The organism is Clostridium cylindrosporum DSM 605, from assembly GCF_001047375.1.
Classification (GTDB): Bacteria; Bacillota; Clostridia; order Clostridiales; family Caloramatoraceae; genus Clostridium_AB; species Clostridium_AB cylindrosporum.
This window is the reverse complement of record NZ_LFVU01000026.1, coordinates 272,251-294,658: the sequence shown is the minus strand read 5'-3', so window position 1 is coordinate 294,658 and position 22,408 is coordinate 272,251. Positions and strand designations below refer to the sequence as shown.

Sequence of the window (22,408 nt, the reverse complement as noted above, 5' to 3'; positions counted from 1 at the left end):
ATAAAGAGGTCACAGACCTTTTTTAGAAAGTTATATTTTAAACCTTAAGACCAATGTTTACTTCAAATTCTCCAATAGATGTATCCATATTAACACTAATTACTTCATTTTTACTTATCATAAGATGTACATCTTTTCCAAATATCATTGAAGGTGTTGATATATCTACACTGCATCCATTCTCACCCATAATCGTTGCTGCATTACCTGTAATCATATTAGTAAGTTCACTTACTGCACTTCTTCCCATCTCATCTATCTCATCAATAGACATTCCCATCATCATAGCGGATATAACCTTTTTAGCTGTATCCTCAGACATACAGTAGGATACATTCCCCTTTAAATCTCCTATAAGCCCTATTATAGATGTTACTTCCTTACCTACAAACATTTCCTCTTTTTTCTTAATCCCTGAAACCTTAATATCTGTTATACCAAACTGCCCAAGTACACTTTTCATAGAATCTAAAAATGGATCAATATTTTTTATATCCATATATTCCTCCTACTTTTCACATACACATATTACAAATAAAACTCACTTTAATTATTCAAATAATTTCCTATAATATATTTTACACCTAACCTCACTGAATGGTGCATAAATACCTTTAGATGAAAAACTTTCTTAGAGAATTTCTTTAATAATATATTATTTTATTTTCAATATTCTGTAATATATGCTAATTTATACATTTATCGTACATTACTTCAGAATTATTTATAAACTTTACCCAAACTTATAATAATATTTTCAAAGAATTAATTCATTCTCTATCTAACCAAAGAAAATATATATTAAAACACCCCTTTGACATTTCTGTCAAAGGGGTGTTTTGCCCTAAGAATATAATTATTTATATTCCTGCATGTAATCTAAATCTCTAAGCCTATATTTACTTCAAATTCTCCAATTGATGTATCCATAATTACACTTATTGTATCAACTGTACTAATAATAAAATACATATCTCTACCAAATACCATAGATGGTGTAGTTATATCTATACTACGACCATTTTCACACATACTAGTAATTGCATTTCCTGTAATCATATTAGTAAGTTCCCCTACTGCACTTCTTCCTATCTCATCTATCTCTTCAATACACATCCCCATCATCATAGCTGAAATAACCTTTTTTGCAGTATCCTCTGACATACAATAGGATACATTTCCCTTTAAGTCACCTACTATCCCGATAATAGCGCTAACTTCCTTTTCTACAAGCATTTTTTCTTTTCTAGATAAATCCGCAACCTTAATATCCGTTACACCAAACTGTTCAAGTATGCCTTTTAATGAGTCTAAAAAAGGATTAATATTCTTTACATCCATTAATCTAGCCCTCCTTCAAAGGCTATGTTTATTTTAAGTTTACCATATGGTGATATATACATCTCTGATATGGAGTTAATCTTCGGAATAGAAACCACTGCACCTTTTCCCGCAAATACAACTGGTGGAGCAAGTCTCAACTTAAGTTTTAAATCATTATTTAGTTGAGTTATTGCACTACCCGCTATTATGTTATTTAATTCTGAAACTGAGGCTAATACCATATCTTCTCTTTCATCACTAAACTCTTCTCCTGTAATACATTTTGCAATACTTATAGCAAGATTTGCCTCCATATCTAAAAGAAGTCTTCCCTTTAGCTCCCCAGTATATGAAACAATACTTGAAACTCCATATGATACTATGCTATCAGAGTCCTCATTAATTTCCTTTTCAGCTTCAATTTTAATTCCAATCATTTGATCAAAAATTTCAAGTATATTAACCGTAAAAGCTTCTATTAATTTTCTATCCATCACTTTTTTACCCCTTTAAAATATTTCTTACAGCTTCAAGCATTTCATCTTCTTTAAAAGGCTTCTTTAAAAAATGTTTTACCCCTATTCCCTTTGCTTCACTCATTACCTCTTCATCTCCCATTGCACTAAGCATAAGTATATTTGCATTAGGATTAATATTCATTATTTCCCTAGATGCACAAAGTCCATCCATAATAGGCATAGTTATATCCATTGTAATTAAATCTGGATTTAATTCATTAAACTGTTCTATACCTTGCTTTCCATTTTTAGCACATCCACACACCACAAATCCATTAGGTTCTAATGCTCTCTTTATTATGCTATGTATCATTGGAGAATCATCTACTATTAAAATTCTATTACTTTCCATATATAATCCCCTTTTTGTAACTTATTTTTTATTAATTGCTTTATATAAACATACAAGTTCTTTTAATATGCTGCCATTTTCATAATGTCCCCAGCATTTAGTATAAGTACTACTTGTCCATCTCCTAAAATCGTTGAACCTGAAATACCAGGAATGTTAGCAAGATAATCTATTAATGGCTTTATTACAAATTCCTGTTCACTAACTAACTTGTCTACTACAATTCCAACTTTATCTACTCCGTTAGAAATTATAACTATGTTCAATTCTTCATTTACAACTGAACCTTGTCCAATATTTAAAATCCTACTTAACCACTCTATACCAATTACATCTCCTCGAAGATGAGTAAAGTGCTTTTTCCCAAATTCATAAATATTATTATTATTAATTTTTACAGTTTCAACTACGTTTTCGATAGGTATTATATAAGTCTGACCTTGACTTCCAACTAAAAGCCCTCTAGAAATAGCTAAGGTTAAAGGTAGTTTTATTGTTATTTTAGTTCCCTTATCTACCTCGCTATCAATACTTATAGTTCCACTAATACTTGTAATATTACTTTTAACAACGTCCATACCTACCCCTCTACCTGATATTTCTGTTACCTTTTTTGCGGTACTAAATCCAGGTATAAATATCAAACTAAGTATTTGACTTTTGCTTAACTTGTTTGCATCACTAACACTAACAAAACCTTTTTCAATAGCTTTTTGCTTTATTTCCTCATGGTCTATTCCCTTACCATCATCCTCTACTTCAATATAAACGTATTTGTTTTTGTTGTATGCTCTTAAAAATATTGTTCCTATTTCATTCTTTCCTTTACTTCTTCTCTTTTCTGAACTTTCAATACCATGGTCAGCTGAATTTCTTATTATATGAACAAGTGGATCACTTATTTGTTCAATGATTGTTTTGTCTATTTCTGTTGTTTCTCCCTCTGTTATTAAATTAATCTTTTTATTACTAACCTGAGAAACATCTCTGATAATCCTTGGCATTTTCTGAAATACATTTTTTATTTCTATCATTCGAATTGACATAATAGCATTTTGAAGTTCATCGGATATTCTATTAACTGAGCCTCCAATTTCCTTAACTTCCTTAGCAAGTTCTGGAATGTCATATTCTATACTTAACTTTTTAGCTAGATGCATAAATGAATTTTTGGTTATCATTAACTCCCCAATCATATTCATCATATTATCTATCTTATCCTGATTAACTCTTATACTCTGTAAGCTAGTATCTCTTTTTAAATTATCACTTGCTACATTGTTTACTACTTCGTTTTTTGTAGATTCTTCACTTAAATCTCTTTTATCTGATGATTCTAATCCTTGCTCTAGGATTTTATTTATCTTACTTAAAATTGAATCCTTAGGTAAATTAGTTGACTCATTATTATTAATAATACTAACGCAGGCCTTTAAGTAATCAACAACCTCATAACTTAAATCTACCATTTCCTTTGTAAATATAATTAATTTATCTCTAAACATCACAAGTAAAGACTCAAATGAATGGGTTACTTGGGATATATTTTTTGCAATAGATAAGATAGGGTTTACCGCTGTTAAAACACTTAACAGTACCCCAATTCCTCCCTTGGTGCTATGTATACTTCTAAACATATTATTCATAGCATCACTATCATCACTGTCTTTATCAAGTTTAACTAAGTACTCACTTTCGATTCTTTCTAAATGCTCGAAAGTTTCCTCAACAAACTGATCCTTAATCTCTTTTAAAACCGTATTTTTAAATTCATCAGATTCCAAAATATCAACAGAATTTTCATCATGGAGATTGGTAGTACTTTTATCACTTATTTCATTATTATCATCTGAAGTTAGATTATTAGATTCTATAGTTAATTCACCTATGTCCTTAGGATTTTTATTAATATCAACAATTTCCTGAATTTTTGTTATAAGCTCATCTACTTTATCTTCATTATCTAATACAACTTGGAAATTGTCCTCTGACTTACTATCATCTATATCTTTAATTTTAGATCTAATATCATATATAAGTCCTCCAAGCAAGTCTATTCCCTCTATTAGATTATCAATTATATTTCTACTAATTTGGATTTTTTTCTTTCTTAAACTATCTAATGTATTTTCAATTGAATGACTTAACTTCGTAATACATACAAGCCCTAGAAAGGATGAGCCTCCCTTTATACTGTGAACCATTCTAAATACGTCATTTATTATTTCTTCACTTTTTTCTGTGTTTGCTTCAAGGTTAAGTAATCCTTCTTCTAAGGCATCTAAGTATTCTACTGCTTCCTCTATATATGAATTTAATATGTCTAAGTCCCTGTTTTCAAAAATATAAGTCATTTTATACACGCCCTTTTCCAACAAGTTCTTCTATTGTAGTACTAATTTATACTATTATTTATGTAATTGTTTTGAATAAACAATAGTATCTCCAATTTTTTGTGCTTTATAGCTAGATGAAATTCTAGCAATTGATTCAGAATGACCAAGAAAAATAAATCCCCCAGGACTTAAACTATGGTAAAGGGCTTCCACTACCTTTTTTCTTGATTCAGTACTAAAATATATAAGTACATTTCTGCAAAATATAAAATCACAATTACCTATTTTAAATATTTCATCTGAGTTAAACAAATTTAACCTTTTAAACTCTACATACTTTTTAACCTTTAAATCAATATGGTATCTATCACCTTTCACTGTAAAATACTTAACTAAATATTCCTGTGGCATTTCCCTCATTGCCCTATCATCATATATGCCTTTTTTAGCAGCATCAAGAACCTTATTATTTATATCTGAAGCAATAATTTTAATATCCCAAACCTCTGGCTTATCAAGCATTTCAAGCAAAATTATTGCAAGTGTATAGGCTTCCTCTCCTGTTGCACATGCAGCACTCCATATTTTTATACTATAATCTTTTTTTCTTTCCTTTTCCTTAACTATAATAGGAAGTACATCCTCTGCAAAATTTCTTAGCTGTGGAAAGTCTCTAAAAAAGTATGTTTCATTTACAGTTAATTCATTAATTAATTTATAAAATTCTTTTTCATTTGGAGAAAATCTTATAAAGTGATAATACTCTAAAAAATCACTAATATTTATATCCTCCATACAGTTTTCTATTCTTTTTTCAACAAAGTACTTTTTATTAAGTTCATATGAAAGACCTGTCTTGCTGTAGATTAAGTCGGTATATTTCTTGTAAAGGACATCATCTAATTTCATATTTACACTTCCAATCTAGTAATAGCTCAGTAAACACATTAGCTAATCTTCTAATTATTATTTTCTGTTCTTTTATCGCCATAAACCTAGGAAATTGTATCCTTCACCTTATATTTAATTATTTACTGCTCTAATTATTTCCTGTGGAATTCTATATGAAGGAACTACAATTCCAGCTCCCCCTCTTTCTATAGCTTCCTTAGGCATCCCAAAAATAGTTGATGTTTTTTCATCTTGAGCTATTGTAACTCCACCTGCTTTTCTTATTTTAACCATTGCATCTGCTCCATCATCCCCCATGCCTGTCATAATCACTCCAATGGTCTTTTTAGCTCCGAAGCATTCAAGTGCAGACTCCATAACTATGTTAACGGATGGTATAAAAAGTGTTTTCGGCTCCTCTGTTAGCCTTACTATATGACCACCTTTATATTTATTTTCCCTAGATATAAAATGATACCCTCCAGGAACAACAAATCCTTGTCCATCAACAATAGCATCACCTGCTTCAGCTTCCTTAAATCTAAATGGACTTGCAGAATCAATTCTCTTTGCAAAGGTGCTCGTAAATGTAGGTGGCATATGCTGTACAATAATTATTGACGCCTTAAGGTTACTAGGTATATGAGGAACTATTTCCATTAATGTATTAGGTCCTCCAGTAGAAATTCCAATAACTACAACCTTAGATACACTATTCCTAGGATTACTTTTTTCTAAACAACTTACAGTTTCAACTATAGTTCTTTTAGACTCATGAATCTTTCTTTTCAATCTATTTTTTCTTGAACTTTTATAAGCTGCTTTTACCTTTTGTATTATTTCCCTACCAATAATATGTAAATCCGCAGATACAGTTCCAGATGGCTTTCCAATATAATCAAAGGCTCCTAGTTCTAATGCTTCAAATGTTGTTAAAGCCCCCGCTGTAGTTAAGGAGCTTAATATAATAACTGGTATATCAGGAAAATCATTTAAAATATATTGCATAGATGTTAATCCATCCATAACCGGCATGTTAATATCCATTGTAACAACGTCTGGCCTTAATTCTCTAACCTTCTGCACTGCATCTTCGCCATCTCTAGCCGCCCCAACAATTTCTATTTCACTATCTGTTATCAATATTTCTTTAATAACTCTTCTCATTAATGCTGAATCATCTACTAATAATACTTTAATTTTACTTAACAATGTTCCCACCCTTTTTATAGATAAATGTGAAAATACCTTAAACATTTTAGTTTTCAGTATTCTCACATTTTATATGTTTCTTATTTTAAATATTATTTATTAAAGTTTAGAACCTTAAAAAGATTAAGTATTAATACCATTCTCTTTCCTTCGTCTAGTTTTCCAACACCATCAATATACTCCGCATCTACTCCGCTACTAAGTATACTTGAAGGCTCCTCTATAAGGCTTTTTTCAAATCTTAAAACCTCTGAAACAGCATCTACTATAATTCCAGTTCTTCTATTATCTATATCAACTATTATTATTCTTGTAGCATCTGTTATCTCTTTTTCTTCAAGACTAAATAACTTTCTAAGGTCAAGTGCAGGTATTACATTCCCTCTTAGGTTTACAATCCCTTTGATGAATATTGGAGCCCTTGGAATTTCTGTTATTTCCGTCATTCTATTAATCTCTTCTACATATCCTATATTTATAGCATACTCTTCATCAGCTAACCTAAATGTTACTAACTGTTCCTCATCTAAAAGCTGCTTTTCAATGCTTTTTACACCTTGGTCTTCTAAGCTTAACTCAACCTCTGTAATACCTGCGATTTTATCCTGAGTTAATAACTTTGTTGGTTCTAAAAGAAGAATTAATCGTTTCCCTTCATTTAGCTTAGCAACCCCTTTTAGCTGCTGCCCCTCTGTATCATAGAAAACATTTGGAGGTGACTCTACAACATTTTTCGAAACACGTATAACCTCAGATACCTTATCAACCATGATTCCACAGGTAAATGCACCCATATCAACAATTAGTATTCTGGTATGGTCAGTTATATCAATTTCTCCCATTCCAAAGTATTTTCTTAGGTTTAGTATTGGAACTAGGTTATTTCTTATAGAAACGACTCCCTCTATATAGCCTTCACAATTAGGAACCTTTACAATATCAATAATCCTTATAATTTCTTTTACCTGCATTATATCTATTGCATACTCTTCCTTGTTTAGTATAAAAGAAACTAGATGTTCCTCATCAATATTTTCCTTTTCTTTAAACTCTGCAACACCATCAATTATATCGCTACCATCTGTAATAATACTTTGAATTTCCTCAACATTTAGTACTTTAATTAGGTCAAGAAGCATTATAAGCCTTTTTCCACTATCTAATTTAACTACCCCATTTAGATAATCCATATTCTCATTTCTCATAATACTTGGAGTTGCTTCAATCTCTGATGAATTTATTCTTATTACCTCTGAAACTCTATCTACAATTACCCCAGTTGCCTTACCATTTATATCTATAACAAGTACTCTGCTATTTTCATCCTTATCCTTTTTGTGCATATTAAACCTTAATCTTCCATCAATTATTGGAAGTACTTTTCCCCTAAGATTACAAATTCCTTCAACATAAAAAGGTGCATTAGGTACTTTAGTTATCTCAGAAACTCTTACTATTTCTTTCACATTCATTATGTCTGCTCCAAATTCATCGTTTCCAAGGTGGAAGGTAACTAGTTGTCTCTCTGATATATTTAAATCTGTTTCTAGAGAAGCCATTTCTCTACCTCCCGCTTATTACATATTTTGCAGTTCATCTGCAAGCCCTGATATCTCTTCAATTGCTTCAGCAAGTTCCTGCATACCACTTGATTGTTCCATTGCAACATTTGTAGCTTCCTCTGTAGATCTTGCTGCCTCTTGAGCTGCTGCTGATATTTGTTCAACTCCAGTTCTAGCTTGTTCAAGAGCCTTCATAGATTCCTCTGCAGATTTTGCAACCTCAGTAACCCCTGATAGAATCGTAATCATATCATCTTGTATTAGATTAAGGCCATATGTAATTTTCTTTGCCTTTTCTACCTCTGCTAATGATGTTCTACCTGAAACTTCAATATCTGTTGCAACTCTTAAAATCTGGCTTTGAATTGCCCTAACTAAATCCTTTATTTGATCTGTATTTTCTGCTGATTCATTAGCAAGAGTTCTTATGTCTCCTGCTACAACTGAGAAACCTCTTCCAAACTCTCCTGCTCTTGCAGCTTCAATAGATCCATTTACTGCAAGCATATTTGTTTGTATTGTAACATTAACAATTGCATCAACGATTTTGTCTATTTTTCTTGTTGTATCCTCAAGCACTTTTATATTACCTGAAGACTCAATGCTAGATTCAGCTGATAAAGATATCCCTTGAATTAAGTTATCAACTCTTGACTTATTACCCTCTAGTAAAGCTTGAAGTTTCGCTACCTTTTCTGTTGATTCTATTGCTCTTCCGCTCATCTGAGCAGATGCAGTTGCTAATCTCGCTGAAAGAGAAGATGCTTTATCAGTAAGTTGAGCTTGAGCTTCTGCTCCTATTGCTACCTGTTCAATTGCCTGCATTATTTGGCTCGCAACAGTATTTGATTCCTCCACATTTGCTGAAAGTTCCTCTGCAGTAGCTGCTAATACCTCTGATGACTTTTGAACATCTGTTGATATCTTAAGCTCCTCTGACATGTGTGAAAGTTCAGATGCTGCTATATTTAGCTCTTCAAATGCTTTGTTTTGTTCCTCTAGTGATCTATCTACTTCCTCTGCAGCGCTTGCTTGTTCCTCAGCTGCAGCTGCTATTTGCTCTGCAATAGCTAGGAATTCTCCGGCTCCAGTGTTAGTATCAACTGCATTTTCTGAAACCTCTGCAACTGCTTGTTGTACAATAGCCATATCATCTTCTATTACAATTAAATCTGAAGTAATCTCCTTTGCTTTTTCCACTTCTTCATTAGCTGCACTTCCCGCTGTTTCTATATCCTTAACAACAATCTTTACATTTTTTTGTATTTCATCTACTAATTCCGTTATATTTCTAGCTGACTTTTCTGATATCTCTGCAAGGTTTCTAACCTCGTCAGCTACAACTGCAAAACCTCTACCATGTTCACCTGCTCTTGCTGCTTCTATTGCAGCGTTTAATGCAAGTAAGTTAGTTTGATCCGCTATTCTAACTACAGCTTGTACAATATCCCCAACCTCATTAGATTGCTTTTCAAGTTCTGTTATAAGCTCAACTGATCCTAGATTAGTTTCAGCTGCTTCCTTTATTCCATTAACAAGAAGTTCAATCTCCTTAGATGTATTTATAACTAGTGTTTGTGCAGCATTTATTCTTTCAATTGATTCTTGAGCTCTTTTATCTGATACTATTGCTGTTTTATTAATTTGATTTATAGCGGCTCTAGTTTGCTCTGCAGCTGATGAAGCTTGATTAGCCCCAGTTGCGATTTCCTCAGTAGTAGCTCCAAGTTCTCTAGATGCAGCACTTGCCTGTTCAATACCAGCTGCTAGTTGTTCAGTAGCTGTAGCAATTCTTTCTGCTATTTGTTGTTGTTTAGCTAAAGTTCTTGCTCTCATTTTTTCCTGCGCTTGTTTTCTAGCAAGCTGTCTCTTTTTTTCTATATCCCCTCCACCATTTTCAGTGTTTGGATTTGGCCTTGAATCAGAACGTAAATTATTAGTTGGTTTTGCAAGTTTCTTTTCCATACTATACCCCCATAGTTTTTCTTGTACCTTACTCATATGTATATATACATATATAATTGTATTAAATAGTTTTAATCCAAATTAATACATTTTTAAACATTATGTGCTAATTTATACTAAAATAATACGCTTTTTTTAATTTCTAGTAAATATTTTTTAACCATTTTTTTAAAAAATATTAACTTTATTTAAAAAATATTAACTTTTAATTGAAAAACTAGAATATATTTACTCAGAGTACCAAGGTATGCTTAATAACAATTATTTTCTATAAGTAATTATCCTATAGATAATCATGCTTAATCCTCTAGATAACTACAAAAAAATAAGAGGGAGTTTAAACTCCCTCTTAAAAATTCTACTTATTATTTAATCATACCCTTAATAGACTCTCTCCATCTTTCTAGTTTTTGAATAGAATAGTCTATTATATCCATTACAAATTCTATGCTTTTAAATGGTTTTAAAATATAATCATTTGCACCATATTCTAAGGATTGTAGTGTTTTATCCATAGTTGAGTATCCTGTCATCATTATTACCTGTGTTAATGAATCATAGGTTTTAACTTCTCTTAGAAGTTCTATACCGTCCATTTCCGGCATAACTATATCCGTTAAAACTATATGATACTTATTATTCTTTACTTTTTCTATAGCTTCTAAGGGATTTGAACTTATGTCTACACTGTATCCTTCTAAAGTAAGATTTTTTCTTAAGGAATCAAGAATTTCACTTTCATCGTCTACTATCAATATTTTATAACTTTGCTTCATAATCTATTTCCTCCCTATTACTTAAATGCACTCTTTAACTGCTGAAAACTCATCATTATACTGATTGAAACAACATATCTCATCAATAGAGTCAAAAATATTAAATATCCTTTTTTTATATATTCCTCTGTTTATAAAGCCTATACTAATGTTTTTTTCCCTTAGACTTTTATATATATTTATAAGGTATTTTAATTCATCAACCTGAATAATTTCTAAATTACTTATATCTACTAAAATATATTTAAACATTTCTTTATCAAGTTTTTCAAAGAAATTCTTTAACTCATTTAAAACTGTCTTTTCACACTTTAATTTATGGTACTTAAAAATAACCTTGTTTCTTAAAGCTGTATATATCTTTTCAGATAACTTGTTATGTATATATCTTAAATTCTTAAATTCCTCAATGGCCCTTTCATTATGGCTTTTAGCACAAATAAAGAATAATTCTTCAAAATTATAAATTTCCCTCACTAAATGACCTAAATATTCATCATTATCTAAAGAATCAAAGCTTTCTAAACTTAACATAAATGACTTTTCTAACTCATAATAACTAGCTTCTAAACTATTTGTTTTAAGTATCTTTCCTATATTTTTAAAGTCACTTAGAATTTTATCAAGCTCCTCTTTATGTTCCTTAGTAGCTTTAAAATCAGCTTTCATTAATGAATCATTTGATAGGTTTATAGCTTGTACATTATTAACATAATTTATGTTAAGTTTAATGTGTATATCCTCTTCCTCATAGTTTGTATTTAAAATACACTCATAATATTCCGTAAACTCTTCGTAATTTGGATTACCTATTAAAGAAAGTCCAGGACTTGAATATTCTAAAAAACCTAGTTCATTAATAGTATTAACTACTAAAAATCTAGTAACTGTATGAAACATATCATCATCAAAGGAAACTCTAATGAAAAACTTATTAATGTAGTTGCCACTATTCACCTTAAATGTTAGAGTTTCTTCCTTTTCTTCACTTACACCAAGGGACACTCCCTTTAGGATATCCTCAATTGAGCTTTGAATTTCATTTAACTTATTTAACTGTATGCTATTTAAGTTAACCTCTTTATTACTCTTCATATGATTAACTAAAAACTTCACCTGATCTATTGCCTCAAAACATAGATTTAAAATAAGCTGACTTGACTCTAACTTACCCTCTCTTATAAAATTCAACATATCCTCTAGACTATGGGATAGATTAGCTATTTCAACAAAATCCATTGATGCCGATGAACCTTTTATTGAGTGAATACATCTAAATACACCATTTATATTGTCTTGAGTATATTCCTTTTCAAGTTCTAACATATAGTATTCAGCTTCCTGTATAAGTTCATCTGTTTCTTCAAAGTACATTTGACTTAAGTTATTCATATATTCACCTTCTTCGCCTATTTATATAATGGGAATATAATTGTAAACTTAGTAAATATATTTTCTTCACTAATAACATTTATACTTCCACCATGTTCTTCTATAATTCCATAAACAATTGAAAGGCCGAGTCCCGTGCCCCCATCCTTAAGGTTAGTTGTAAAAAAAGGATTAAACACCATACTAATCTCTTCCTGCTTTATTCCACATCCATTATCTTCTATAGATAAACAAATAGAATCTTTATCATCATTTTGATATGCTTTAATTTCTATTAATCCACTTAAATTATTCTTAGATCTAATAGATTTAATAGCATTAATAGAGTTTAATATTAGATTTATAATAACTTGTTCTATTTGTTGCTTTGCTCCAAATATCATATGTTGATTTAATTCTATAAAACTTTTAAAATCTATGTTATTTTTCATTAATTCATTTTTAACAAGTTTATAGGCATCATCAATACAATCCTTTAAGCTTAAAGGTTTAAAATCGGCTTTTTCTTGTCTTGAAAAGTACTTAAGTCCACTAACAATTTCAACTATTCTATCGGTTCCCCTATACATTGAATTTAGAACTTCCTCTACATCATCTACTACAATCTTAGCTTTTTTATTATTATTTATATCAATACATGGTAAAATCACTTTCCAATATCTTTTCATAAGCTCAATATTTGACTTTATATATGTTGTAGGATTATTTATTTCATGGGCAATACCCGCAATAAGCTGCCCTAATGATGCCATTTTATCAGCTTGAACAAGGGCTTTTTCCTGTTCTCTTATTTTTTCCATTTGCTCCTTGTTAGTTCTTTTTAAGTTTTCTAAGAATCCATTTTTTTCTACATCACCTAAATTAATATTCTCAAATTCCTGTAGTAAGGCTAGTATATCTTGGTTTGTTTTTATAAGTTCCTCTGTTAACTTAGAATTATTATGCTCAAGACTTTCTTTAAGGTTCACTAGGTGTGCTATAGCTAAATAAAGTTCAAAATTATCCCTATACATAAGTCACCTAGAGAACTGCTACTAAAACAGTAGAATCATCATTATTTTTACCAAAATCTTTAAGAATACTATTTGAAAGAAAAGAAGGATTATCTCTAACTTCCCTAGAATAGTTATCAATTTGCCATTTATTAGATATGCCATCTGTATTCATAATTAAAATTGATCCCTTCTGATAGAATACTTTTTGAATCCTTACTTTATTATTAGGGGTAACTCCTAATATTCCACTTGTAGGTAAAATCCTAACTACATTATCCTCAAAAATATATGTAAATTGAATATTGCCAATTCCAACATAGGTAAGCTCCCCTTTAAATTCATCAATAGCTAATAATCCTATAACCACACCTCTTGTATGCCTTAATCCTGTATCTAAGCTTAATATTATTTCCTTTAGACATTTACTAATATTTTCTTCTATTAATTCACATGCCTTTTTAGATGCCTTATTAGCTTCAGTGCCATGACCTATTCCATCAATAACCGCAATAATACTTTTACCCTTTAAGTGCTTAATATAATACCCATCTCCATTTACATTACTGTTTGGATGGGGTCTACTCATAACGCTAATTTTTATATCCTGACTTGCAATATTTTTTACGCTTTTTAACCACTTTTTCGCAACTATTATCGTACCTGTACAATTTAACTTAAGATTATAACTATAAGGGTTATAATTACAGCTATCTCCATTAAATTGAGAGTATACCTCCATATCATCCATTAACCGCTTTATAGCACCGAACCCTCCCCCAATTGTTCCCTTTGAAGAAAATCCATCTTTAATAACCTCATCGATATTTTCAATACCAGGGCCCTTATCATGGGAGATTATTTCAATGCCACTTTCTAAACCATTATTAATTTTACTAAATTTTATCTTTCCCTCAACACATCCATGCTTAATAATATTTGTACAAAGCTCATTAACTACAATAGAGATTTCTCCTACTTCAATTTCATTAAAGCCTAAATCTCTACAGCTATTAGCTATATATCTTCTTGCACTGCCTATATCCCATTCATTTTTGATTTCAAATGATTCTATCTTTCTCACCTCATTAAAGCCACTTTTTTATAATAACAATAGTACCTTTGCCAAGCTGTGAGCAAATAGAGAAATTGTCCATAAGCCTTTTACTTCCACATAAGCCTAGTCCCATTCCATTACCTGAGGAGTTTCCTCCCTGCATTACATAATCAATGTCTTGGATTCCAGGTCCCTCATCAACAAAGGATATCATAAGACCATGTTTATTATTTTCTACAACTTCCTCTAATACAACATAACCTTTTCCCGCGTACTGAAATATATTTCTTGAAAGTTCGCTTACCGCAGTTATAATTCGAGTTTGGTCAACTATTCCAAATTTCATTTGTTTTGCAGCCTCTCTTGTTACTTGTCTTGCAATAACAATATCCTTCTCTTCTTCAATAACAACTTCATATCTCAGCATGTTTTTCCTCTTTCAGCAACTCTTCCCTAGTAATCTCTTGAATTGCCTTTGATTTTATAATGTTATTTAGATTTTCTATTCCATCTTCAATGTTTAATGATGTATGTACTCCATTAATCTCAAGGCCGAGTTCTACTATTGTTATAGCTACCTCTGGTTTCATTCCCACAAGAACAAGTTCTGCCCCTAAAAGTCTAATCATTTTTGCAGTTTCCGATATAACCTTTCCTAAAAATGAATCTACGATATCCAGTAAAGATATATCCATTAATACTCCCTTTGCTTTTGATGAATATATTTTATTTAAAATATCCATCTGAAATTTAAGAGCTACCTTGTCGGTTAATTCCTCCTGTATAGAAACAATCAAAATATCATTAATTTTTAGTATAGGTATCTTTACCATAAATCAACACTCCATTTTATACTATTTCAATTTAAGAATTTTAAAGTCACATATTTCAAGTGCAGTTTTTATTCCATCTTCCATAACCGCCTTTGTAATAACCTCTGACAAATCAATTCCTAAGTGTACCATCGTTTGAGCGATAACTGGGCTTATACCTGTTATTATTATTTCAGCTCCAAGAAGTCTTGTAGCTGCTACTGTTTTAATTAAATGATTTGCAACAAGGGTATCTACTGTAGGAACCCCTGTAATATCTATTATTGCAACCTTTGAGGATGTAGTTACTATCATATCAAGAAGTTTTTCCATAATCATTTGTGTTCTTTTGCTGTCAAGTGTCCCAATAAGAGGAATAGCAAGTACATTTTCCCATACTTTAATTACAGGGGTAGATAACTCCATCATATCTTGCTGCTGCATTTGAATTATAGATTCTCTTTCCTTAACAAAATAATTAAAGGTATAAAGCCCCATTTTATCTATAACCTCAGATGTTCTTAAAATCTCCTTATTTAGCAAACTTGAATCTTCAATTTGTTTCTGTAAAAATTTATACATAACACTTTTCAAAGAATATATATACATACTTGTTGCTGTTGGAGTTTGATTTTTTATTGCCATTATCTTAGAAAATTCCTCAAGAGATTCCTTACCTGAAGATGTTGTAATCTCTACTAATCCATTATTAAAATCATAATCTCTTAACTTTAAAAATGTCCTATATAACTTACTTGAAATATCAATAATATCTCTTTCAGAGAATAATCCTTTTTTAACAACCTTATTTGTATTTATTTCTTCAAGCCACATCTGAAAAACATCATTTTCTCCACTTGATAATATATTATTTAATTCTTCTAAACTACTAATCATATCTTCTCCTTTTATCGACATAAATTTTTATATTAGAACCTTTAAATCTCATTTAGTGTTTTGATAACATTTTCCTTTTCAAATGGTTTTCTAATAAATCCCTTTGCACCTGCAGCGATTGCCTTCATAACCATACTTTCCATTCCAAGTGCAGAAATTACTACCACCTTGCAGTTTTCATCTATTTCACGAATTCCTTTAATTGCTTCTATTCCATCCATTTCCTTCATTGTTATATCCATAGTAACAACATCTGGTCTAAATTCTGAGTACTTTTCTATTGCTTCTAAACCATCCCCAGCCTCAGCAACAACTTCAAATCCATTTTCTTCAAGCATTGTTTTTAATAAGTTTCTCATAAACAACATATCATCTACGATTAATACTTTTTTCATATACTTTTATCTCCTCCAAAGGATAATTAATAATTTTTATACAAAACTTCTAAATTTTGTTTTCATTTTGTATTGCATAAGATTAATATTATTATTAAAATATAATATTTTCAATGATAATATTAATAAATCCTAGCCTAATATATACAAGTAACAACAGTAGTTTTCCCTATGTTTCCAAATATTAAATTTCATGGATATTAGCCTTATAAATGAAAAATCCTCTTAAGTACTAACCTAAGAGGGTTTTCTAACTAGTATAATTCATTATTTTTTATATAAACTTCAGTATTTTGTAAAATTTCACAATCAATTTCCATTATTATTGATTCTAGGAGCTACATCACCTATTTTTATGCTATACTTGGCCTTTGCAAATATCATATCATACTTTGATATTATATCTTTATTCCTTATAAATACATAACTAATCTAGATGTTAATAGACTTTTATGAAATAATATAATAAAAAGCAGGCAAAGGAGGCATTTATATGAAACTTATAGAGCTTGCAAAGGAAAGATATTCTCTAAGAAGCTTTGATACTAGAAAGGTTGAAAAGGAGAAGTTAGATTTAATTTTAGAAGCAGGACAGGTTTCACCAACTGCTGCAAATCGTCAACCTCAAAGAATACTAGTAATTGAAAGTAATGAGGCACTTGAGAAACTAAAAGAATGTACAATCTACCACTTTAATGCACCTATGGCTATACTTATATGTGCTAATAAAGAGGAAGCTTGGACACGTAAGTATGATGGAAAAGTTCATACAGATATAGACGGAAGTATAGTTGCAACCCATATGATGTTACAAGCAACTGAACTTGGTCTTGGCACAACATGGGTTGGTCACTTTGACCCAGAGGCTGTTTGTAAGTCCTTTAATATTCCTAATGAACTTGAACCTGTTTGTATACTACCTTTAGGTTATCCAAGCGTTGAGGCAAAGCCACATCCTAATCATACAAATAGAAAAGATATTTCAGAGGTTGTTACATACAATAAGTTTTAATTAATTTACTAAAAATCCACCTAGATACCTAGGTGGATTTCTTTTACTTATAACAATTATAGCTTATTCAAATGTTAACTATCTGTTAAGAAACCTTTAATGTTTACGATAATACTTGTAGAATTATATGTAATTTTAAACAATCTTAGGAAAAGGAGTCGACTAATGACAGAAGTAAAAAATAGTAAAAACAAATCTAAGGGCTTCACTAGTCTAAAATATATTCTTATGTTTTGGCTAGTACTATTTATAATCCCAATAATATGCATTTATAGTTTCATTGGATATTTTAATCAAAGCAAAAGCCTAACAGAAAATAATGAAACCCTTCAAAAACAAGTAGAAAACTCTGTTGTAAATGCAATAACAATGTCCAATAGCGGATATAATCTTCTTTCTAAAAGTCTTGATGACAACTTAAGAGGTAAAATGAATGCATTCGCTGAAGAATATAAAAAAGCTGGTTCCCCAGAAAAATTAAATCTTGAAGCTTTAAGACAAAAATTTGGTGGAAAATATCATTTATACATTAATGGTGAAGATGGAATAACTAGATATACCACAAACAAAGATGACTTAGGATTTGATTATAAAGTTCTTGGAGACTTTTATAATGTTCTTCAAGAAAGAAGAAAGGGTAATGAATTCGTAAGCGATCCATTTATAACCGCACAAAACTCTAGTGTATTAACTAAGTATGCATTTATGCCTACTGAGAATCATAAGGACCTTCTTCAAATGAGCGTTACCTCTGAGGACTATAAGGATATGCTAAAGGAAATAGACTATAACAATATAGTTGAAGACCTAAAGAAGGATAAGCATATATCTGACATAAGAATATTTGGAAGTGCAGGAAAACTTATAAGTGATCCTGAAGCTAATATAGATAATAAAACACAGGAAACTGTAAAGAACGTAGCAAAAAACGCTAAAAACTATGTAGATAACACAGGTGTTAACACTAAAAAATATATATATGTAGCAAATGGTTATGGTCCTGATACTGGAGATGTAAGAAAGATAGTTGAAATTACATATAATACAGAACTACTTAATAAAAATCTTACTGCCTTTAAGGTAACACAGGGAATATTAATAACTATAACTATAGCAATTCTTGCATGTGTTATTATACTAATTTCTTCAAAGCTTATAAATCCTTTAGTTAAACTTCAAGAAGGTATAAATAGAATTGCTGAAGGAGACCTAACTGTTAAGTTTAATGAGGATGGTAAAGGTGAAATTAGGTTAATAGAAGTAAGCATGAATAGAATGGCGAGTAATATACTTAACCTAATAACTAGCCTTAAAAAATCGGCACAAACAACTGCTGAGGCATCGGAGCAGCTTAATAGCTCATTTGGAGAAATAAGCAAAGCAGTTGAACAAACTTCATCATCTACGGTTCATATCTCTTCAATCATAAATGATCAAGGAAAGCTTGTAATAGAAAGTAATGAACAAATTAAAATTGTAGAAGATGGTATTGAAACTATTAAATCAAATGTTGATAATGTTTCACTTCTAGTAAATAAAGTTATGGAAAAATCAGATTATGGTATGGATTCTATAGAAAATACTGTAAGACAAATAAAGAACATTAAAGCTTCTACTGAGGAAGTAAGAGAAATTATAAATATACTAGATAAAAGTTCTGCTGAAATTACAGGAATAACAGATTCAATAGAATCAATAGCTGAGCAAACTAACCTTCTTGCTCTAAATGCATCAATAGAGGCTGCAAGAGCTGGTGATGCTGGAAGAGGATTTGCTGTTGTTGCAGGTGAAGTTGGAAAGCTTGCTGAACAATCAAATCAATCTGCAAGAATTATACGTGAGCTTATAGCAAAAAATCAACAAAACACTAAGCTTGCAGTAGATGCTATGGAAAAGGGTATAGACAGTGTAGTTAAAGGTGAGGAAATCGCTGAAAATGCTGGTGTAGCATTTAAGAGTATTACTGAACTTATAAATGACACTAAAAATAACATCAATATCATAGCTTCAAATTCAGCAAGTCTTGAAGAAAAGAAGGAAGCTATTTCAGAGACGATGATAAGTCTAAATAGCATTTCAGATGAGATAATTAATGAAACTAGTTCTACTGCAGCTACAACAGAGGAGCAGGCTGCAGGTATACAAGAGGTCGGGGAATTTGTACATTCTCTTTCAGATATGGCTGAAACTCTTGTTAAAGATATCGAAAAATTTAAGATTTAAATTAATCTAGAAGCGCTAAGTTATACTATAAACAAAAGCCCCTAAACCTACATTTGGCTTTAGGGGCTTTAACTATGGTAAAAGCTGAGTTTCACAATTACATAGGAATTTTAGACGTTCTATCTTGAAGTTTGAATTTGCCAAAATCTCTGGCCATGATTTAACATTTTCTATTATCTTATCTTTATACTCACTTGGTAGACTATCCCATGGCACAAGTGAAGGATGTGTTTTCTTCTTTTTATCTAACTTCTCACCATAGGTCCATCCTGCTTCCTTCTTCTCAAGGGAACTGCGCTTATGTTCATATTCTGCTAGGATACTTAATTCCTTTTCTGTAAAACTTATAACCTCTGGCTTTTCCATAACAGATATAAGATCATAATTTACCTTGTGCAGTGCTATAGGAATATGTCTTGCCTGACGCCTTATAGATGTTTTGTTTTCGTTTCCATACACTTCTATATGCTTTTCATATAATTCTCTAGCAAGCTTTTCTATTTTTTCACTGAAAAACTCTTCCTGCATTAGAAGTCTTGAAAACTCCTCTTCATCTACATGAAGTTTTAACTGTTCCTTTGATGGTAGATGAGCCTGCTCCCACTTTTTAGCTTCATTTAACATACTCATCTCAAGGATTGCTTCCATTGATCTTGATTCATGCTTATATCTTGGCACCTTAAGTAGAGCTCTTAAAACACCATCATCTATTTGGGCTTCACCTTCTCCACCTATAAGATGAGGCACCTTACGCTCTAAAAGCGTACGTAGCAGCATTGCACGTCTTATAATAAATAATTGGTCCCACTGTTCATCGGTTTGGTTTGGTCCAAGTATGTTAACATATCCCCTTAAACGACTTACAAAGTCTGGACCCTTAGAGGCTTGAAATTCTCTTTTAAATTCTTTCTTTTCTATTTCGCTTACTATATCCTCACCACAGAACTCATTAAAGGTACTACTTGTTCCTCCAGCAAATACGAAAATAGCCTTTCCTATAGGGTGAGTAGCATCCCCTTCTCTAAACTTCCCGTCCTGCATAGGTGCAAGGAAATACTTAAGCCATCCTAGTTTTCTTTCAAATGCACTATCAAATTCATCGAAAAACACTAAAGGAAGTTTTCCCTCTAGAGACAAATCCCTTACCTTATGGAATGCAACGATTAAATCTGATAATGTTTGGAACTGAGATAGGTTAAAGTCTAGTTTCTCTATAAGATTTGGAGCAATACTTGATGCTATTTCTGTAACCCCAAATGACTTTCCAGAGCCTGGAGTTCCAAATACCGCTATAGAAAGTGGTCTAACTGTATTCTTAGATGAGATATACTCTGACATAAGGTTTTTAATACTTCTATATGCTTCTATCTCTGTTCTATCAACTGTTTTTAACTTTCCAAACTGTGCTATAGGTATAAACTTCAGCGCACTTTTCTCACCATTTTTAACTATATCATAGGCTATTTCTGCTAAGTTAAATGAGTTTTTATCCTTTATAATATACCAACAAGCCCTACAATTAGGATTCTTTGTATTTCGTATTTTTACATCTTGGATATTTTCTTTATATATAAAGTCGTTTTCGCCTTCAGTAAACATTATAGGATCTGGATAAAGACTCTCCTCTACGCTACTTCCAAGCCCATTAATGAAGTACTTTTGTGCAGCAACAATTCCTTCACGTATACCTTCACTAAGGGACCCTTCAAAATCCTCTTTATTTCGAATTCCTGAAACAATATTACGTGCAAGTCCAGCAACGAAGCAAGAAGTAAGTCCAAACATCTTCCCCTGATCTTCTTTAATAAACCCGCCTTCAAACTCATAGGTTAAAAAATATAATTCAGACTCAGATTTTCCTGCATTTTTATAATGAATAGCACCTTCAACACCTAGTGGAATTATTAAGTTATGGCATTTTGAAAGTCTCGTAAGATTAGGATTATTATTCATTTGCCATACAAAATCAAGTGCTGTTCTCTCCCATGAAAGACTTTTACTTATATTAACTCCCTTTGAACGCAAATCATCTGCATTAATAACTACTATGGTATTTTTCAGATGATTCTTCTCTAAATGATTCCAAAGATTATTTGAACTTGCAAGGTTATTTGTCTTATAAATTATTATTGGGGATTTTCCACTAGTCTTTAATGCTACTGGCCAAAACTCTTCACTAGAATTAAATCCATTATTCTCATCATCTAGTATAACTATATCCGCATTCTCATCGTCATTTATAATATTAAATAATTTAGGTACTCCTGATTTAGGCCCTTGAAATCCAAGGTATTCCTTTACACGAAAAACCTTCTCTTTACCATTTTTTCTTTTCGGAAAAGTACCTAGCTCTACTGTTGAAATAAGAGCTTCTTCATTTATATTACCTAGACTTAAATCTATCTTTGGTGAAATGACATTTGCCTCTGTACCTAAAGCAACAAGCTTTGATAGAAGAAAGTCATCACCTAACTTCACACTTTTATGTACCCTAGGATAAGCCTTAAAACTTAATCCCTTTGTATCCTTATCGTTAGTTCTCCATTGAAATAAATTTACTGCTATATCACCTGTTACAACTATATTTACATTTTGATTTTTCATATCTTCACCTCTTCCTAGAGTAAATCCTTTGAAAGTATTGTTATTATTGTATCCCTAGAGTATTAATTCATCAAGTAGATACTTAAATG

At 31.1% G+C, this 22,408-nt stretch carries 20 protein-coding genes; 2 read left to right on the top strand and 18 right to left on the bottom strand.

The features are described from left to right. Window positions 1–37 precede the first annotated feature (37 nt). The 17 genes from CLCY_RS08305 to CLCY_RS08225 all read right to left on the bottom strand — a co-directional run bounded on the left by CLCY_RS08305 (window position 38) and on the right by CLCY_RS08225 (window position 16,480). Complete coding sequence (locus tag CLCY_RS08305; protein WP_048570644.1) at window positions 38–499, bottom strand: chemotaxis protein CheX; 462 nt, start codon at window positions 497–499, stop codon at window positions 38–40. 380 nt (window positions 500–879) lie between these two features. Then, the gene (locus CLCY_RS08300) at window positions 880–1,341 is read right to left on the bottom strand and encodes a chemotaxis protein CheX (protein WP_053083293.1); all 462 of its coding nucleotides are present in this window, start codon (window positions 1,339–1,341) and stop codon (window positions 880–882) included. Continuing rightward, complete coding sequence (locus CLCY_RS08295) at window positions 1,341–1,817, bottom strand: chemotaxis protein CheX (protein ID WP_048570643.1); 477 nt, start codon at window positions 1,815–1,817, stop codon at window positions 1,341–1,343. Before CLCY_RS08295 ends, CLCY_RS08300 begins: the two co-directional genes overlap by 1 nt. Before the next feature lie 7 nt (window positions 1,818–1,824). Next, complete coding sequence (locus CLCY_RS08290; RefSeq protein WP_048570642.1) at window positions 1,825–2,193, bottom strand: response regulator; 369 nt, start codon at window positions 2,191–2,193, stop codon at window positions 1,825–1,827. 62 nt (window positions 2,194–2,255) lie between these two features. Beyond that, complete coding sequence (locus tag CLCY_RS08285) at window positions 2,256–4,547, bottom strand: chemotaxis protein CheA (RefSeq protein ID WP_048570641.1); 2,292 nt, start codon at window positions 4,545–4,547, stop codon at window positions 2,256–2,258. Between the two features lie 54 nt (window positions 4,548–4,601). Beyond that, window positions 4,602–5,438: a CheR family methyltransferase gene (locus tag CLCY_RS08280; RefSeq protein ID WP_048570640.1), complete on the bottom strand. Its 837-nt coding sequence runs from the start codon at window positions 5,436–5,438 to the stop codon at window positions 4,602–4,604. A gap of 114 nt (window positions 5,439–5,552) precedes the next feature. Beyond that, complete coding sequence (locus CLCY_RS08275) at window positions 5,553–6,632, bottom strand: protein-glutamate methylesterase/protein-glutamine glutaminase (RefSeq protein ID WP_242844960.1); 1,080 nt, start codon at window positions 6,630–6,632, stop codon at window positions 5,553–5,555. Between the two features lie 92 nt (window positions 6,633–6,724). Then, window positions 6,725–8,191, bottom strand: a complete 1,467-nt coding sequence (locus CLCY_RS08270) for a chemotaxis protein CheW (RefSeq protein ID WP_048570639.1) — start codon at window positions 8,189–8,191, stop codon at window positions 6,725–6,727. Between the two features lie 18 nt (window positions 8,192–8,209). Continuing rightward, entirely contained in the window at window positions 8,210–10,159 is a 1,950-nt protein-coding gene (locus CLCY_RS08265; protein WP_053083292.1) for a methyl-accepting chemotaxis protein, read from the bottom strand. A 365-nt stretch (window positions 10,160–10,524) separates the two neighbouring features. Beyond that, window positions 10,525–10,935: a response regulator gene (locus tag CLCY_RS08260; protein ID WP_048570638.1), complete on the bottom strand. Its 411-nt coding sequence runs from the start codon at window positions 10,933–10,935 to the stop codon at window positions 10,525–10,527. Between the two features lie 21 nt (window positions 10,936–10,956). Next, entirely contained in the window at window positions 10,957–12,327 is a 1,371-nt protein-coding gene (locus CLCY_RS08255; RefSeq protein ID WP_048570637.1) for an Hpt domain-containing protein, read from the bottom strand. 17 nt (window positions 12,328–12,344) lie between these two features. Further along, on the bottom strand, window positions 12,345–13,340 hold the full coding sequence (locus tag CLCY_RS08250) for a sensor histidine kinase (RefSeq protein ID WP_048570636.1): 996 nt from the start codon (window positions 13,338–13,340) through the stop codon (window positions 12,345–12,347). A 7-nt stretch (window positions 13,341–13,347) separates the two neighbouring features. Then, a complete protein-coding gene (locus CLCY_RS08245) occupies window positions 13,348–14,403 on the bottom strand; it encodes an ATP-binding SpoIIE family protein phosphatase (RefSeq protein WP_048570635.1) in 1,056 nt (351 codons plus the stop codon). 4 nt (window positions 14,404–14,407) lie between these two features. Then, on the bottom strand, window positions 14,408–14,803 hold the full coding sequence (locus CLCY_RS08240) for an anti-sigma regulatory factor (protein ID WP_048570634.1): 396 nt from the start codon (window positions 14,801–14,803) through the stop codon (window positions 14,408–14,410). Next, window positions 14,790–15,209, bottom strand: a complete 420-nt coding sequence (locus CLCY_RS08235; protein ID WP_048570633.1) for an STAS domain-containing protein — start codon at window positions 15,207–15,209, stop codon at window positions 14,790–14,792. The genes CLCY_RS08240 and CLCY_RS08235 overlap by 14 nt, the downstream gene beginning before the upstream one ends. A 21-nt stretch (window positions 15,210–15,230) precedes the next feature. Continuing rightward, complete coding sequence (locus CLCY_RS08230) at window positions 15,231–16,085, bottom strand: STAS domain-containing protein (protein WP_053083291.1); 855 nt, start codon at window positions 16,083–16,085, stop codon at window positions 15,231–15,233. A 41-nt stretch (window positions 16,086–16,126) separates the two neighbouring features. Continuing rightward, complete coding sequence (locus tag CLCY_RS08225) at window positions 16,127–16,480, bottom strand: response regulator (protein WP_048570632.1); 354 nt, start codon at window positions 16,478–16,480, stop codon at window positions 16,127–16,129. Between the two features lie 493 nt (window positions 16,481–16,973). Between CLCY_RS08225 and CLCY_RS08220 the strand changes: the two genes are divergently transcribed. Together CLCY_RS08220 and CLCY_RS08215 are read left to right on the top strand one after the other, a co-directional pair. After that, window positions 16,974–17,492, top strand: coding sequence for a nitroreductase family protein (locus CLCY_RS08220; RefSeq protein WP_048570631.1), 519 nt, complete (start codon window positions 16,974–16,976; stop codon window positions 17,490–17,492). A 165-nt stretch (window positions 17,493–17,657) separates the two neighbouring features. Next, a complete protein-coding gene (locus CLCY_RS08215) occupies window positions 17,658–19,715 on the top strand; it encodes a methyl-accepting chemotaxis protein (RefSeq protein WP_048570630.1) in 2,058 nt (685 codons plus the stop codon). Window positions 19,716–19,787: 72 nt separating this feature from the next. Here CLCY_RS08215 and CLCY_RS08210 read toward each other — a convergent pair whose 3' ends face one another. Further along, window positions 19,788–22,319 (bottom strand): RyR domain-containing protein, encoded by a 2,532-nt coding sequence (locus tag CLCY_RS08210; protein WP_048570629.1) that lies wholly within the window; start codon window positions 22,317–22,319, stop codon window positions 19,788–19,790. Window positions 22,320–22,408: the final 89 nt, after the last annotated feature.

What these genes read in the sequence shown, in the direction of transcription:
- CLCY_RS08255 (WP_048570637.1), bottom strand. Translation starts at nt 12,327, where the DNA reads ATGAATAACTTAAGTCAAATGTACTTTGAAGAAACAGATGAACTTATA.
- CLCY_RS08250 (WP_048570636.1), bottom strand. Translation starts at nt 13,340, where the DNA reads ATGTATAGGGATAATTTTGAACTTTATTTAGCTATAGCACACCTAGTG.
- CLCY_RS08230 (WP_053083291.1), bottom strand. Translation starts at nt 16,085, where the DNA reads ATGATTAGTAGTTTAGAAGAATTAAATAATATATTATCAAGTGGAGAA.
- CLCY_RS08295 (WP_048570643.1), bottom strand. Translation starts at nt 1,817, where the DNA reads ATGGATAGAAAATTAATAGAAGCTTTTACGGTTAATATACTTGAAATT.
- CLCY_RS08225 (WP_048570632.1), bottom strand. Translation starts at nt 16,480, where the DNA reads ATGAAAAAAGTATTAATCGTAGATGATATGTTGTTTATGAGAAACTTA.
- CLCY_RS08220 (WP_048570631.1), top strand. Translation starts at nt 16,974, where the DNA reads ATGAAACTTATAGAGCTTGCAAAGGAAAGATATTCTCTAAGAAGCTTT.
- CLCY_RS08235 (WP_048570633.1), bottom strand. Translation starts at nt 15,209, where the DNA reads ATGGTAAAGATACCTATACTAAAAATTAATGATATTTTGATTGTTTCT.
- CLCY_RS08280 (WP_048570640.1), bottom strand. Translation starts at nt 5,438, where the DNA reads ATGAAATTAGATGATGTCCTTTACAAGAAATATACCGACTTAATCTAC.
- CLCY_RS08305 (WP_048570644.1), bottom strand. Translation starts at nt 499, where the DNA reads ATGGATATAAAAAATATTGATCCATTTTTAGATTCTATGAAAAGTGTA.
- CLCY_RS08210 (WP_048570629.1), bottom strand. Translation starts at nt 22,319, where the DNA reads ATGAAAAATCAAAATGTAAATATAGTTGTAACAGGTGATATAGCAGTA.
- CLCY_RS08290 (WP_048570642.1), bottom strand. Translation starts at nt 2,193, where the DNA reads ATGGAAAGTAATAGAATTTTAATAGTAGATGATTCTCCAATGATACAT.
- CLCY_RS08270 (WP_048570639.1), bottom strand. Translation starts at nt 8,191, where the DNA reads ATGGCTTCTCTAGAAACAGATTTAAATATATCAGAGAGACAACTAGTT.
- CLCY_RS08265 (WP_053083292.1), bottom strand. Translation starts at nt 10,159, where the DNA reads ATGGAAAAGAAACTTGCAAAACCAACTAATAATTTACGTTCTGATTCA.
- CLCY_RS08300 (WP_053083293.1), bottom strand. Translation starts at nt 1,341, where the DNA reads ATGGATGTAAAGAATATTAATCCTTTTTTAGACTCATTAAAAGGCATA.
- CLCY_RS08285 (WP_048570641.1), bottom strand. Translation starts at nt 4,547, where the DNA reads ATGACTTATATTTTTGAAAACAGGGACTTAGACATATTAAATTCATAT.
- CLCY_RS08215 (WP_048570630.1), top strand. Translation starts at nt 17,658, where the DNA reads ATGACAGAAGTAAAAAATAGTAAAAACAAATCTAAGGGCTTCACTAGT.
- CLCY_RS08260 (WP_048570638.1), bottom strand. Translation starts at nt 10,935, where the DNA reads ATGAAGCAAAGTTATAAAATATTGATAGTAGACGATGAAAGTGAAATT.
- CLCY_RS08240 (WP_048570634.1), bottom strand. Translation starts at nt 14,803, where the DNA reads ATGCTGAGATATGAAGTTGTTATTGAAGAAGAGAAGGATATTGTTATT.